This window comes from Nocardia stercoris (assembly GCF_003696265.1).
GTDB lineage: Bacteria > Actinomycetota > Actinomycetes > Mycobacteriales > Mycobacteriaceae > Nocardia > Nocardia stercoris.
Genome location: NZ_RFFH01000015.1, coordinates 13,912 through 28,154 on the forward strand (window position 1 = coordinate 13,912; position 14,243 = coordinate 28,154).

The window sequence follows — 14,243 nt, forward strand, 5'->3', positions numbered from 1 at the left end:
CTTAATCTAGCGCGGGACGCGGGGCAGTTTGAGACCGGCCGAGGCGATCAGCTCGCGCAGCACCTCGTTGATACCGCCACCGAAGGTGAGGACCAGGTTCTGCTTGGTCCGGCGGTCCAGCCATTCGAGCAGGTCGGCGGTCGCGGGGTCGGCCGGATCGCCGAAGCGCCCGACTATCTCCTCGGCCAGCCGGCCCGCCTCCTGCAGCGCCTCGGTGGAGAACACCTTGGTGGCGGCGGCATCGGCGATCACCCGGCCCTGGTCGGCGTCCCCGTGAGTGTCCGCGGCGGCGACCTGCCAGTTGAGCAGCTCGTTCACCCGGCCCATGGCGTGCAGCCGGCCCAGCGCGCGACGCACCTGCGGCTCACCCGTGACACCTTGCGCGACAGCCCAATCCTTGACCGCGTCGTACAGCTGCTCCAGCTTGCCGGCCGGTCCGAGGCTGACCCGCTCGTGGTTGAGCTGGGTGGTGATGAGCTTCCAGCCGCCGTTCTCCGCGCCGACCATCATGTTCGCGGGGACGCGCACATTGTCGAAGTAGGTGGCGTTGGTGTGGTGGGCGCCGTCGATGGTGATGATCGGGGTCCACGAGTAGCCGGGGTCCTTGGTGTCCACGATCAGGATCGAGATCCCGCGGTGCCGCGACTCGGTGGTACCGGTCCGGCAGGCCAGCCAGACGTAGTCGGCGTGGTGGGCACCGGTGGTGAACACCTTCTGCCCGTTGACGATCCAGTCGCCGGTCGCCTCGTCCTTGACCGCGGTGGTCCGCAGCGCCGCGAGGTCGGTTCCCGCCTCGGGCTCGGAGTAGCCGATCGCGAAATGGACGTCACCGGCGAGGATTCCGGGCAGGAACTTCTGCTTCTGCTCCTCGGTGCCGTACGACTGCAGGGTCGGGCCGACGGTGAAGATGGTGACCAGCGGCAGCGGAATGTCGGCGCGCACCGCCTCGTTGAAGAAGATCTGCTGTTCGACCGCGCCGAAGCCCTGGCCGCCGAACTCCTTCGGCCAGCCGACGCCGAGGCGGCCGTCGCGGCCCATCCGGCGCACGACTGCCTGATAGGCGTCGGCGTGCCGGTCCACCAGCATTTCGGCGTGCTCTTCCGGCGTCACCAGATCGGCGAAGTAGGCACGGAGTTCATCGCGCAGTGCGCGCTGTTCCGGGGTCAGATCGATGTACATGCGGCCCCCAGCCGGTCGAGGCACAGCGCGGCGCCGCCGAGCCAGCGAGTGAGATCCTTGGCCTGCGTGGTGTAGCGGGTCAGGGCGTGGGTGACGTCCACACCGATACCGCCGTGCAGGTGATGACAGGTCTGCAGGGCCGGCGACAGTTCCGCCGCGACCCAATAGGCGAGCACCGCGAGGTCGTCGTCGATGCGAGCCAGCAGCTCCGGCGACGGGTCGTCCTGGGCCAGCGCCCAGGCCGCCGAGGTGGCGGTGACCGACACCGTGCGGGCGGCGATGTCGACGTCGGCGATCTGCTGCGCGACGGCCTGGAACTCGGCCAGCGGGCGGCCGAACTGCCGTCGGGTGGCGACGTGCTCGGCCGTGATGGTCAGCGCGCCGCGCAGCAGGCCTTCGGCGGTGGCGCCGAGTGCGGCGGTCGCGTAGCGCTGCCGGGCGGCCAGGTCGCCGTCGAGCAGGTTCTCGGCGGGGATGCTCACGCCGTCCAGGTGCAGCGAGAACTCGGGGGCGCCGGTGGAGCTAGGGCTGGGCCGCAGCTCGAGTCCGGGGGCGCCGGCGGGGATCACCGCGAGTCCCGCGCCGGTGGGGACCAGCAGCCAGGCGGCCGTGTCCGCGTACGGGACCGCGACCTTGCGGCCGGTGACACGGACCTGGTCGCCGGTGACCTCGGCGCGGGTGGTGGGCTCGAGGGTGAGCGGGTGGCCGGGTTCGTGCCAGGCCGCGGTGAGCACTGCGCCTTCCAGCACGGCAGGGAAGATCTGTTCGGCCAGCTTGGCGGGCAGCGCCGGTCCGGCCAGCAGGGGCAGCACGCCGAAGCCGAGGGTGGCCAGCAGTTGCGTGCGGGCGCCGCCGGCGGCGAGTTCGCTCAGCAGCGTGGCGACCTCGCCGATGCCCATCCCGTCGCCACCGAACTCCTCCGGCACCGCGAGTCCGGGCAAACCGGCCGCGAGCAGGGTCGGCCACAGCCGTTCGTCCCGCTCTTCGTGACGATCGAGGACATCGGCGACGACCGCCGCGACGGCCTGCCTGCCCTCATCCGGCGAGAAGTCCATACTCTTCCCCGATCTCCACAGGTGAATGATTCCGATCACCTGTTGGTGTCTGCGTGCTACGAATCAACTTCGAGTCCAATACAATCCGCACGGGTCTGCGGTAACCCGCCGACCTGCGGGAACGGGCGTTCACCACCGACGACGATGGGGATCACCGCGCCCGCGTTTTTCGACGGCGTGACTGGAAACCTAGAACATGTTCTAATGTGACGGTCGGGTCGAAGTCAAGAGGCTGTGAAAGGACATGCGTAGATGGGCAGTCCGTCTCGAGGGCAGGCATCCGAGCCGCCGACCACCGCGGGAAGCCGTCCGCGCGGGGTCCCGATTCCGACCCTGAGCGAGGACGACCTGAGTTCCGCCGCACAGCGCGACCGACGCAAGCGCATCCTCGACGCGACCCTCGCGCTCGCCTCCAAGGGCGGGTACGACGCGGTCCAGATGCGCGCGGTCGCCGAGCGCGCCGACGTGGCGGTAGGCACCCTCTATCGCTACTTCCCGTCCAAGGTCCACCTGCTCGTCTCCGCCCTGGCGCGGGAGTTCGACCAGTTCGACACCAAGCGCAAACCGGTGCCCGGGCAAACTTCCAGAGAACGCATGCACCTGCTGCTCGGACAGGTCACCCGGGCCATGCAACGCGACCCGCTGCTCACCGAGGCGATGACCCGCGCGTTCATGTTCGCCGACGCCTCCGCGGCGGTCGAGGTGGACGCGGTCGGCAAGGCCATGGACCGGGTGTTCGCCCGGGCCATCGCCGAGGGCGAACCGAGCGACCACGAACTCGCGATCGCCCGCGTGATCAGCGACGTCTGGCTGTCGAACCTGGTGGCGTGGCTCACGCGGCGCGCATCGGCCAACGACGTGACCGAGCGCCTGGAACTGACCGTCGACCTGCTGCTCAAGGACCAGTGAGTTCGCCCGCTGTTCCCCCAGCCCGACCGGCGAACCCACGACCTCCACGTTCACAATCGAAGGGTGCGCGCCGCGGTGCGAACGTAAACGTTTCGTATCCCGGCGCGAACATGCGAGCAAACCCTACCCAGTAGAGTTTGCCGCGCCCTGAAAAATATCCTCCCGATCACTAGGCGGATGCGTGAGCGCACAGGATCTCCCCCAAGAACTTCGCCGCGCCTTGGCGGCAGTAGCCCGTGTTCCGCGGCTACTCGTCGCCTCGGACTACGACGGAACGATTGCGCCCATCGTCAATGATCCGACGAAGGCCTACCCCCATCGCGAGTCGGTGAGCGCGATGCGGGCCCTCGCCGGACTGAGCTCCACGACGGCGGCGGTCATCTCCGGTCGCGCGCTGCGAGATCTCGCGGCCCTGTCCCGGTTACCGGTCGAGGTACAACTCGTCGGCAGCCACGGCTCGGAGTTCGATGTCGGGTTCGTCCACGCAATCGACAACAACGCCAAACAGCTGCTGCGGGAAATCCAGACCGCGCTGACCCACATCGCCGAGGAGAACCCCGGCGCCACCGTCGAGCTCAAACCGGCCAGCGTCGCGCTGCACGTGCGCAATGCCACGCCCGAGGTGGGCCGGCGCGCGCTCACCCAGGCCGAACAAGGCCCGGCCAGCTGGGTCGGTGTACAGATGACCGCGGGCAAGGAAGTGCTCGAACTGGCGGTCATCCAGACCGACAAGGGCGCGGCCCTCGACATCATCCGCCGCCAGGAAGGCGCGTCGGCGGCGGTCTTCATCGGTGACGACGTCACCGACGAGAAGGCCTTCGCCCGGCTCTCCGGCCCGGATGTCGGTATCAAAGTGGGACCCGGCGACAGTCTCGCCAAACATCGAGTGGCCAGCACCGAGGAGGTGGCCCGGGCCCTGGCGTATCTGCTCGAAGAGCGGCGCACCTGGCTGGCCGGTGCCTCCGCCCCCCGAATCGAGCGGCTGACCATGCTGGCCGGCCCCCGCTCCAAAGCCCTCGTCACCCCCGACGCCACCATCACCTGGCTGTGCCACCCGGAACCGGATTCGGCCGCGGTGTTCGCGCATCTGCTGGGCGGCCATGCCGCGGGGTTCTTCTCGATCGAACCCGAGCGTGCGGGCCTGCCGCTGTCGCAGCGCTACGTGGACGGCACCATGACCGTCGAGACCCGCTGGGCGAGTCTGCAAGTGCTGGACTATCTTCCGCACGACGTCCCCGCCGAGCGCACCGACCTGACCCGGGTCATCACCGGTGACGCCCGCGCCGTGGTGACCTTCGCGCCCCGCCCGGAGTTCGGCCAGGTTCCGGTGAGCATCACCCGAGAACCCAACGGGCTCACGGTGACCGGCACGAACGACCCGATCGTGCTGCGCTCCCCCGGCGTCGAATGGACCGTCACCGAGGACGGCGTCCACCACATCGCCCGCGCGGTGGTGGATCCCTCCGAGGGCCCGATCGTGCTCGAGATGCGCTGCGGTACATCGGATCTGGCCCCTGCCATGACCAGCGAACCGGCGCGCCGGGACGAGGCGGAACGGTACTGGCGAACCTGGGCCGAGCAGCTGTCGCTGCCGCCGCTGAAGCCGGACCTGATGAAGCGCTCGGCGCTCACGCTGCGGGGCCTGGTGCACGCGCCCTCGGGTTCGATCCTGGCGGCCGCCACCACGTCGCTGCCCGAGGACATCGGCGGCGTCCGCAACTGGGACTACCGCTACTGCTGGCTGCGTGACGCCTCGCTCACCGCGCACGCACTGGTCGCGCTCGGCTCGCTGTCCGAGGCCGAGGAGTTCCTGGACTGGACGCACCGGGTGCTGGAGACCCTGGCCGGACCCGAGCGCCTGCACCCGCTGTACACGCTCTACGGCGAGACCCTGCCCCCGGAAGCCGTCCTGGACCAGCTGCCCGGCTACGCCGGTTCGCGCCCGGTCCGCGTCGGCAACGCCGCGAACATGCAGGTGCAGCTCGACGTGTTCGGCCCGATCGTCGACCTGATCTCGGCGCTCGCGCACGCCCGCGAGGACAAGGGCAGCACCGACCCCCGGGTCGCGCTGTCCGACCGCGACTGGGAGCTGGTCACGGCCATGGTGTCGGCGGTGCAGCGCCGCTGGCACGAGCCCGACCACGGCATCTGGGAGGTGCGTGGCGCCCCGCGGCACCACGTCTACTCGAAGGTGATGGGCTGGCTGACCGTCGATCGGGCGCTCACGCTGGCGAAGCGGTTCGATCGCGTCCCGGACCCGGAGTGGGAGCCGTTGCGCGAGACCATCGCCGCCGAGGTGAAGACCAAGGGCTGGAACGAGCAGGTGCAGTCCTACACCGCGGCCTACGACGGCACCGACCTGGACGCGGCCACCCTGCACATCGGCTTGAGCGGCCTGATCGATCCGACGCATCCGCGGTTCGAGGCGACGGTGGTGGCGACCGAGGCGGAGCTGCGCAGCGGTTCCACGGTGTATCGGTACCACCACGACGACGGCCTGCCCGGCGGTGAGGGCGGGTTCCATCTGTGCGCGGCCTGGCTGGTCGAGGCGTACCTGCTGATCGGCCGCCGGTCGGACGCGGAGGCGCTGTTCACGCAGCTGGTCACGGTGGCGGGCCCGACGGGCCTGCTGAGCGAGGAGTACGACCCGGTGGCCGAACGCTCGCTGGGCAACCACCCGCAGGCCTACAGCCATCTGGGCCTGTTGCGTTGCGCACAGCTGTTGAGCCAGCCGGTGGCGGCGCTGGCGCACTGATTCCACGACGACGGTCGAGGGGCACCCGTGCTGTGCGGGTGCCCCTCGGTCGTTGTGCGACGCCTCCGTGGGATGGTGTGCGGTACAAGGGCGGCGAGCACTCGGCCGGACGGGACGGGGATACGTCGGGGCCACCAGACCTCGCTATCGTCCCCAGACAGTCCCGCCGACCCGCTCAGCCGATCCGGCGCATTGCGGCGACATCGGATGCGGGTCGGCGTGCAGGTATGCACATCAGCGCATTGGACGGCCCGGGGAGATAGCCGTACCCTTTCCCGTAAATGGAAATCGTTTCCGTTATCGTTTTTTGGGTGTAGGAGTACCAGTGAGAACCCGCCGTGCCTCCCGTAGTCTCGCCGTCGTCCTGGGAGTCGCGGTGGCGGCCACCGTCGGCGCCTGCGGCAGCCCGCACGACTCCGGCAAGCCGGTCATCGTCGCCTCCACCAGCGTGTGGGGCAGCGTCGCCACCGCTGTCGCGGGCCCGGACATGCGGGTCGAGTCGATCATCACCAGCCCGACCGACGACCCGCACTCCTACACCGCCACCCCCGCCGACGCGGCCCACATCCACGACGCCGCCCTGGTGATCTTCAACGGCGGCCGATACGACCAGTTCGCCGAACAGGCCGCCGGACATCGCGACAAGCCCAGCATCGACGCCTTCGACCTGCGGGCCGACAAGAACGACGACAACGAGCACATCTGGTACGACCCGGCCACCGTGGGCGCCGTCGCCGCCGAGATCGCCACCGACCTCGGCCGCATCGACAGCGCCCACGCCCAGGCATACACCGACCGCGCGAACGACTTCCGAGCGAAGCTGAACGAGATCAGCAGCGTCACAGCCGCGATCGCCGCCGCCCACCCGAAATCGCCGGTCCTGCAGACCGAACCGATCGGCCACTACCTGCTGAAGGCCGCCGACGCCGACGACCGCACGCCGCACGCCTTCGAGGAGTCGATCGAGCAGGGCACCGACCCGGCGCCCGCCGACGTCGCGACCGTGCGGAACATGTTGACCACCAAGCAGGTTCGTGCCCTGGTGTACAACGTGCAGACCGAGGACAAGACCACGAAGGACATAGCGGCCGTCGCGAAGTCCGCCGGCGTCGCCGTGGTCGAGGTGGCCGAAACCCTCCCTCAGGGCCTGGACTATCTGCAGTGGCAGACCGACAACGCCCAGGCCCTGGCGAAAGCGCTGAACTGAGTGCCACACCGATCGAGCTCGAGGAGGTACCGATGACCACGGACGAACAGTGCGCCACCGCACCGTCCGCACCGCGGCCCGCGTCGGCGGACACCACCGACACACCCGGTCTCGGCACCTCCATCCTCGACCGGGACCCGACCACAACCGGCAGAACCACCGGGACCGCGCAGGCAGGCAAGTCGGTGCCCGCGCTCGGGCACAGAACGGCCGGCGGATCCGAGCGTGGTGCGGCTCGACAGGATCCGGCGTCAGGAGCAATCGGGCAGCAAGTGCCGGCGGTGCGCCTGCGCGATGCGCGGCTGTCCTACGGGAACCGCACGCTCTGGGCGGACCTGAATCTGACCGTCGCGCCCGGCGAGTTCATCGCGGTGCTGGGCCCCAACGGATCCGGCAAGACCTCACTCCTGCGCATGCTGCTGGGTCAGCTCGCACCGACCGCAGGCAGCATCGAGATCGACGGCGCCCCACCGGGACTGGGCAATCCGGCGGTCGGCTACATCCCGCAGCAGAAGACCGTCGAGTCCGGGACCCCGTTGCGCGGTGTCGACCTGGTCGGTCTCGGCGTCGACGGCCACCGTTGGGGATTCGGCTGGCGCGGGCGAAAGGAGCGGCGACGCAAGGTGTCCGAGGCCATCGCCGCCGTCGGTGCCGAGCACTACGCCGGCGCGCCCCTGGAGTCCATGTCCGGCGGCGAACAGCAGCGGCTGCGGGTGGCACAGGCCCTGGTGGGCGATCCGCGAGTGCTGCTGTGCGACGAGCCGCTGCTCAGCCTGGACCTGGCCAACCAGCAGCGGGTGGCGGAACTGATCGACGCCCGCCGCCGATCCCACGGCACCGCAGTACTTTTCGTCACTCACGAGATCAATCCGATTCTGCCGCTGGTCGATCGGGTGCTGTACCTGGTCGACGGCCGCTTCCGGATCGGCACCCCCGACGAGGTGATGACCTCGCAGGTGCTCTCCGAGCTGTATCGCACCCAGGTCGACGTACTGCGCGTGCGCGGCCGGCTGGTCGTCGTGGGCACCGGCGACGAGGGAGAATCCTGATGGGCGCCAAACTGTCCGGTGTCGTCACCGAGATGTTCGACTTCCACACCACCGCGGACCTGCTGTCCTACGGCTTCGTCCAGCAGGCGGTGGTCGCCGCCGCCCTGCTCGGTCTGCTGGCGGGCGCGATCGGCCCGATGATCGTGGCGCGGCAGATGTCGTTCGCGGTGCACGGCACCAGCGAGCTGTCGCTGACCGGCGCCTCGGCCGCCCTGCTCGCCGGCATCAGCATCGAGGTGGGTGCCATCGCCGGCTCGGTGGTGGCGGCGCTGCTGTTCGGTGCGCTGGGCGCCAAAGCGCGCGAACGGGATTCGGTGATCGCCGCGGTCCTGTCCTTCGGCCTGGGCCTGTCGGTGCTGTTCCTGTGGCTGGGGCCCACCCGCGCCGGATCGAAGTTCTCGCTGTTGACCGGTCAGGTGGTCAGCGTCGGCGGCACCGGGCTGGGCCTGCTGGCCGGCTGCACGGTCGGCGTCCTGGCCATGCTGGCCCTGATCTACCGGCCGCTGCTGTTCGCCAGCACCGACCCGGAAGTCGCGGTCGCCCGCGGCGTCCCGGTCCGTGCCCTGTCCATCGTGTTCGCCGTCCTACTGGGCATCACCGCGGCGTTCGGCGTCCAGATCGTCGGCGCCCTGCTCGTCCTGTCCCTGCTGATCACGCCGGCCGCCGCGGCCGCCCAGCTCACCGCCAGTCCGGTCCGCGCGACGGTGCTCTCGATCGTGTTCGCCGAAACCGCCGCCGTCGGCGGCATTCTGCTGTCGCTGGCCCCCGGCGTCCCCATCTCCACCTTCGTCACCGCGATCTCGTTCACCATCTACCTGATCTGCCGAGTCGTCGGCCGCCGCACCCGAACCCGGCACCGCGACACGGCAGCAGCCGAGCAGTCGGTACCGATCGCGGCCTGATCGGGCACGATCCGCCGATCCGACAACTCGTCGCAGACTCGAAGCCTGCGCGGGCGGGGACGCTCCCCGGCCGGACAGTTCGCGAGTCGAGCCGTTGTAGCGCCGATCGGCAAGCGTTCGAGTCCCGTGCTCCGACAACTCGTCGCAAACCCGGCCCCTGCGGGGGCGAGGAAGCTGCCGGGCCGGACAGTTCACGTGTCGAGCCGCTGTAGCGCCGATCGGCAAGCGTTCGAGTCCCGGCGCCGCAGCCGACCGTTCACCCCGACCCGTCCTTCGACCGGCGGTTCAGCCGTCGTGATCCGATCCGGCTTCCCCCGCCAGTGCGAACAATCCGTCGCGCGTCTGCTCGACCAGTCCGTCGACCAGTAGCGAGTCCAGCGCGCGGGCCCGCTGGCCCGGATCGCGGGGCCAGGCCAGGTCCAACGCCACCCGTTCCACCGGCCCGGACGCGCCGCGCAGCACATCGAGCAGTCGGCCGCGAGCCTGCCGGTCGGTGCCGTCGTACTTCTGGGTGCGCCGGACCACATCCGAGGGCGGCCGCCCGGCGCTCACCCACGCGCACGCGGGCAGCGGGCAGCGGTCGCAGCCCGGCGTGCGGGCCGTGCACACCAGGGCACCCAGTTCCATGAGCGCGGCGGATACGCCGCAGGCGCGTTCGACGTCCCGCGGCAGCAGGGACTCGGTCTCGGCCAGGTCCCGGGCGGCCGGGTTTCCGGCCTCGGCGCGGCCGTGGACCGCCCGCGCGACCACCCGGCGCACATTGGTGTCGACGACCGGCACCCGCTGTCCGTAGGCGAAGCACGCGACGGCCCGAGCGGTGTAGGCGCCGATCCCGGGCAGCCCGAGCAGCACGTCCACGTCGGCCGGCACCACATCGCCGTGGTCGGCGGCCAGTACCCGGGCGCATTCGTGCAGTCGCAGCGCGCGGCGCGGGTAGCCGAGCTTGCCCCAGGCCCGCAGCACCTCGCCCTGGTTGGCGGCGGCCATCGCCGACGGCACCGGCCAGCGGGCCACCCACTCCCGCCAGATCGGTTCCACGCGCACGACCGGGGTCTGCTGCAGCATGATCTCACTGATCAGGATCTGCCAGCCGCTGACTCCGGGCCGACGCCACGGCAGATCCCGTGCGGCCGCTGAATACCAGGTGAGAAGGGCATCGGTGTCGATCATCACCGGCACCTCACCGACGCGAAGCCGTCACGGCGGGCATCGCTTTTCGGAGGTTTAACCGGTCCGACGCAACGAACTGCGGTCGGCCGTGCACAATCGGAGCCATGCCTCACACCAATCCCGTCAGCGCCTGGAAATCCCTGCGCGAGGGCAACGAACGGTTCGTCAGCGGCGCCCTGCAGCATCCTAGCCAGGGCGCCAGCGACCGGGCCAAGCTCGTCGGCGGCCAGCATCCCCGGGCCATTCTCTTCGGGTGCGGTGATTCCCGGGTCGCGGCCGAGATCATCTTCGATCAGGGGCTCGGTGACATGTTCGTGGTCCGCACCGCGGGTCACGTGCTCGACTCGTCGGTCCTCGGTTCCATCGAGTACGGCGTCGACATCCTCAATGTCCCGCTGATCGTGGTCCTGGGGCACGACAGCTGCGGCGCGGTCGCCGCCACGGTGAACGCCCTCGACGGCGGCGAGGTGCCGGGTGGATTCATCCGCAGCCTGGTCGAGCGGGTCACCCCGTCGATCCTGCTGGGCCGGCGGGAAGGGCTTACCGAGATCGACGACCTCGAGGCCCGGCATGTGGTGGAGACCGGGCGGATGCTCATGCAGCACTCGATGATCATCTCGCAGCGCGTCGCCACCGGCGAATGCGCGATCGCCTGCGTCACCTACAAGCTCGAGGACGGCCGGGTGGTCCTGCACCGCGCCGTCGGAAATCTCGGCGAGACGGTCTGATCCGGCCGGAGGCGGCGAAATGTACCGGGTGGCACCGCATTTTCGCGGCCGACACACCGAGTCGCTGACCGAGTACTGCCGTCGATGCGCTTACCGTTGGTGCCGTGCTGGAACCGAACGGACCTCTCCCGCCGGAAATCTACTGGCGCCGACGCCTGCTCGCGATCGGTGTGATCGCCGCGGCGATCGTGCTGGTGGTCGGGGCGGGCATTCTGCTCACCGGCGGCGACGACCACAAGGCCACGCCCGCCGCGGCCACCTCGACCGCGCCGGTCTCGTCCTCCGCCGGCGTGACCCCCACCGGCGCCGCGGACAGCGGGGCGCCGTCGGCGTCGGCGGCCGCCTCGGCCTCGGCGGTGAGCGCGAACGTCGCCTGCCCGGACCAGTCCCTGGCGGTGAAGGTGACCGTCGGCCAGCCCTCCTACAAGGTCGGCGACCAGCCGGTGTTCAACATCGTGATCACCAACATCTCCACCCAGGCCTGTCAGCGGGACATGGGTTCGGGCCTGCAGCAGGTCATCGTGCAGTCGCTGGACGGTCAGCGCCGGTTGTGGTCGAACACCGACTGCGACAAGGGCGCCCCCGCCGACGTCCGAGCCCTGACCGGCGGCCAGCAGGCGGCGTTCACCCTGACCTGGTCGGGCACCAGCTCGCAGCCCAACTGCGCCGGTGACCGCGTCCAGGTGCCGGCGGGCCCGTATGCCGTTGTGGCACAGTTCGGTTCGCTGCGCAGCAACCCGGAGCCGTTCAACCTGCTCTAGCGAACCCGTCGCCGGTCCGTCAGCCGGCGGCGAGCCCGGCCAGCCCGGCGTGCACCCGGGCCGCGAGCTGCGCGTCACCGCCGTCGACCGCGGCCAGTTCGGCGGTGGAGGCATCGCGCAGCGCCCGCAGGGCACCGAATGCGGTCACCAGGGCCCGGGCCTGGGCGCGCGACACCCGGGGCAGGCCCGCGAGCACCCGGTGCCCGCGCGGCGCCACGGCGGTGTCCAGTGCGGCGACGGTGGCCGGGAAGCCCAGCGGCGCAGCCAGATTCGCCGATTCCAGCAGTGCCAGCTCGGGTAGCTCCCCGAGGCTGTGCAGCGCCGCGGTCACGTCCTCGTCGAGCCGGGCCGAGCCGTCGCTCGTCGCGTTGCCCCGCAAGTAGTCGGCGACCACGAGCTTCCGTAGTTCGTCTGTGTCGCCGACCAATTCGGCCAGCTGCAACGCGACCTGGCGCCCGTCCACCCCGAGTTCCTCGATATCCCCGGCGATCTCGCGAGCGAGCCGGTGTACCAGTTCCAGGCAGTGCAGCACCGTCAGCACGTCGCGCAGGGTCGCGACATCGGCCAGTTCCACGGCCGTGAGCCGGCGCACCGTGGCGTCCAGCCGGGTCCGGTAGCGCTCCAGGGTGGTCAGGGCCTGATTGACCCGCGCCAGGATGGTCTCCGACGACTGCAGCACCCGCCGGTCGGGTCCGGCGAACACCGTCACGATGCCGGTCGAGCGGCTCACCGCGATCACCGGGCGGCCGGTCTGACGCCCGGTCCGCTCGGCGGCCTTGTGCCGGGTGCCGGATTCGCCGGTCGGTAGCGCGGGGTCGGGCACCAGATGTACCGAGGCGCGGTGGATTCGGGACCCGTCGGCCGAGAGCACCACTGCCCCGTCCATTTTCGACAGTTCCCGTAGCCGGGTGGCCGAGAATTCGACGTCGAGCTCGAAGCCGCCGTCGCAGATCGCTTCCACCGCTTCGTCGTAGCCCAGCACGATCAGAGCTCCGGTGCGAGCCTTGAGAATTCGGTCGATGCCGTCACGCAGTTCGGTGCCGGGCACCAGCCGTGCGACATTCATCGACAGCCTCCGCTCAGTCGGCCTTGCTTTCCTTGCGCACACATTGCCGTAGTGCCGCACGAACATCCGACACTTCGAGCACCTTCATCTCGATCCCGCTGCGATCCACGCCACGGGGCACCACTGCCTGGGTGAAACCTAGCCGCTGTGCCTCGGCGAGTCGACGCCGCACCCCGGTAACGGCCCGCACCTCGCCGGCCAGCCCCACCTCGCCGAGGATCACCATGCCCGGCGGCAAGGCCACCTGGCGCACCGAACCGGCGATGGCCAGCGCCACCGCGAGATCCGCGGCGGGCTCGCTGAGCCGCATGCCGCCGACGGTGGCCGCGTAGACGTCGAACTTGCCGAGCTGGAGGTTGCCGTGGCTCTGCAGCACGGCCAGCACCATCGCCACCCGGTTGTAGTCCAGCCCGCTGACCGCCCGGCGCGGCGAGGGGATCGGAGTGGGCACGGTCAGCCCCTGCACCTCGCCGAGCAGCGGCCGCTTGCCGTCCATGGCGACGGTGATCGCGGTGCCCGGCACCTGTTCGCCCCGATGGTGCAGGAACAATCCGGAGGGATCGGTGACCCCGGCGATCCCGTCCTCCTGTAGTTCGAAGCAGCCGACCTCGTCGACGCCGCCGAACCGGTTCTTCAGCCCGCGCACCATGCGCAGCGTGGTGTGCTTGTCGCCCTCGAAGTGCAGCACCACGTCCACGAGGTGTTCCAGGGTGCGCGGGCCGGCGACCGCGCCGTCCTTGGTGACGTGCCCGACGAGCAGTACCGCGATACCGCTGGACTTGGCGAGCGCGGTCAGCGCGGCGGTGACGGTGCGGACCTGGGTGACCCCGCCGATCACCCCGTCGGCGTCGGCGGTGAGCATGGTCTGCACCGAGTCGACCACGAGCAGTGTCGGTTTCACCTGCTCGACGTGACCGAAGATGGTGGCCAGATCGGATTCCGCTGCGAGATATACCCGTTCGTGCACCGCGCCGGTGCGGTCGGCCCGCAGCCGGACCTGCCCGGCCGATTCCTCGGCGGTCACGTAGAGCGAGCGCTCCTCGCGGGCGAGGGCCCACCGGTAGGCCACCTCGAGCAGCAGGGTCGACTTGCCGACGCCGGGTTCCCCGGACAGCAGGACCACCGAGCCGGGCACCAGGCCGCCGCCGAGGACCCGGTCCAGTTCGTCGATGCCGGTGGGCCGCGCCCTGGTCACCATCGAGTCGACGGCGGAAATCGGCGTCGCCGCGGTCGAGGGCAGCAGCGCGCGCCGGCCGGGCATCGCCGCGGCGGCCGGTCCGGCGACGGCCGCCACCTCGTCGACCGAACCCCAGGCGCCGCAGTCCGGGCAGCGACCGACCCACTTGGCGACCTCGTACGAGCACGCCGAGCAGCGGAACAGAGTCTTCACCTTGGCCACGAGCGCAGCCTAGAGACCGGGTCCGACAACGGCGGCGAAGACGCCGCCGCGGGGAGTGATGTG

General features: G+C 70.3%; 12 protein-coding genes. 7 read left to right on the plus strand and 5 right to left on the minus strand.

The window, feature by feature from the left end; translation table 11 throughout:
* Positions 1-6: 6 nt before the first annotated feature.
* Both EBN03_RS26140 and EBN03_RS26145 read right to left on the minus strand, forming a co-directional pair.
* Positions 7-1,179 carry an acyl-CoA dehydrogenase family protein gene (locus EBN03_RS26140; RefSeq protein ID WP_122190798.1) on the minus strand — a complete coding sequence of 391 codons (1,173 nt, stop codon included), beginning with the start codon at positions 1,177-1,179 and terminating at the stop codon, positions 7-9.
* Entirely contained in the window at positions 1,164-2,234 is a 1,071-nt protein-coding gene (locus EBN03_RS26145) for an acyl-CoA dehydrogenase family protein (protein ID WP_122190799.1), read from the minus strand. The genes EBN03_RS26140 and EBN03_RS26145 overlap by 16 nt, the downstream gene beginning before the upstream one ends.
* A gap of 252 nt (positions 2,235-2,486) precedes the next feature.
* Between EBN03_RS26145 and kstR the strand changes: the two genes are divergently transcribed.
* The 5 genes from kstR to EBN03_RS26170 all read left to right on the plus strand — a co-directional run bounded on the left by kstR (position 2,487) and on the right by EBN03_RS26170 (position 9,056).
* On the plus strand, positions 2,487-3,143 hold the full coding sequence (gene kstR / locus EBN03_RS26150; RefSeq protein ID WP_122190800.1) for a cholesterol catabolism transcriptional regulator KstR: 657 nt from the start codon (positions 2,487-2,489) through the stop codon (positions 3,141-3,143).
* A gap of 181 nt (positions 3,144-3,324) precedes the next feature.
* Positions 3,325-5,898: a trehalose-phosphatase gene (otsB, locus tag EBN03_RS26155; protein WP_122190801.1), complete on the plus strand. Its 2,574-nt coding sequence runs from the start codon at positions 3,325-3,327 to the stop codon at positions 5,896-5,898.
* A gap of 325 nt (positions 5,899-6,223) precedes the next feature.
* Positions 6,224-7,105 carry a metal ABC transporter solute-binding protein, Zn/Mn family gene (locus tag EBN03_RS26160; protein WP_122190802.1) on the plus strand — a complete coding sequence of 294 codons (882 nt, stop codon included), beginning with the start codon at positions 6,224-6,226 and terminating at the stop codon, positions 7,103-7,105.
* Between the two features lie 272 nt (positions 7,106-7,377).
* On the plus strand, positions 7,378-8,154 hold the full coding sequence (locus EBN03_RS26165) for a metal ABC transporter ATP-binding protein (protein WP_199742974.1): 777 nt from the start codon (positions 7,378-7,380) through the stop codon (positions 8,152-8,154).
* Positions 8,154-9,056: a metal ABC transporter permease gene (locus EBN03_RS26170; protein WP_122190803.1), complete on the plus strand. Its 903-nt coding sequence runs from the start codon at positions 8,154-8,156 to the stop codon at positions 9,054-9,056. The genes EBN03_RS26165 and EBN03_RS26170 overlap by 1 nt, the downstream gene beginning before the upstream one ends.
* Before the next feature lie 285 nt (positions 9,057-9,341).
* Here EBN03_RS26170 and EBN03_RS35620 read toward each other — a convergent pair whose 3' ends face one another.
* Positions 9,342-10,226: an HhH-GPD family protein gene (locus EBN03_RS35620; RefSeq protein ID WP_122190914.1), complete on the minus strand. Its 885-nt coding sequence runs from the start codon at positions 10,224-10,226 to the stop codon at positions 9,342-9,344.
* A 104-nt stretch (positions 10,227-10,330) separates the two neighbouring features.
* Here EBN03_RS35620 and EBN03_RS26180 point away from each other — a divergent pair, with 104 nt between their 5' ends.
* Positions 10,331-10,954, plus strand: coding sequence for a carbonic anhydrase (locus tag EBN03_RS26180; protein ID WP_122190804.1), 624 nt, complete (start codon positions 10,331-10,333; stop codon positions 10,952-10,954).
* A 104-nt stretch (positions 10,955-11,058) separates the two neighbouring features.
* Entirely contained in the window at positions 11,059-11,715 is a 657-nt protein-coding gene (locus tag EBN03_RS26185) for a hypothetical protein (RefSeq protein WP_122190805.1), read from the plus strand.
* A 19-nt stretch (positions 11,716-11,734) separates the two neighbouring features.
* Here the strand turns inward: EBN03_RS26185 and disA are convergent, their stop codons facing one another.
* Positions 11,735-12,847 carry a DNA integrity scanning diadenylate cyclase DisA gene (gene disA / locus EBN03_RS26190; RefSeq protein ID WP_122190806.1) on the minus strand — a complete coding sequence of 371 codons (1,113 nt, stop codon included), beginning with the start codon at positions 12,845-12,847 and terminating at the stop codon, positions 11,735-11,737.
* Entirely contained in the window at positions 12,795-14,180 is a 1,386-nt protein-coding gene (gene radA / locus EBN03_RS26195) for a DNA repair protein RadA (RefSeq protein ID WP_122190807.1), read from the minus strand. Before radA ends, disA begins: the two co-directional genes overlap by 53 nt.
* Positions 14,181-14,243 lie beyond the last annotated feature (63 nt).

Excerpts from the sequence above, each read along its gene's own strand:
- EBN03_RS26145 (WP_122190799.1), bottom strand. The coding sequence starts at position 2,234 with ATGGACTTCTCGCCGGATGAGGGCAGGCAGGCCGTCGCGGCGGTCGTC.
- EBN03_RS26140 (WP_122190798.1), bottom strand. The coding sequence starts at position 1,179 with ATGTACATCGATCTGACCCCGGAACAGCGCGCACTGCGCGATGAACTC.
- EBN03_RS35620 (WP_122190914.1), bottom strand. The coding sequence starts at position 10,226 with ATGATCGACACCGATGCCCTTCTCACCTGGTATTCAGCGGCCGCACGG.
- disA (WP_122190806.1), bottom strand. The coding sequence starts at position 12,847 with ATGTTCGTGCGGCACTACGGCAATGTGTGCGCAAGGAAAGCAAGGCCG.
- kstR (WP_122190800.1), top strand. The coding sequence starts at position 2,487 with ATGGGCAGTCCGTCTCGAGGGCAGGCATCCGAGCCGCCGACCACCGCG.
- EBN03_RS26170 (WP_122190803.1), top strand. The coding sequence starts at position 8,154 with ATGGGCGCCAAACTGTCCGGTGTCGTCACCGAGATGTTCGACTTCCAC.
- EBN03_RS26180 (WP_122190804.1), top strand. The coding sequence starts at position 10,331 with ATGCCTCACACCAATCCCGTCAGCGCCTGGAAATCCCTGCGCGAGGGC.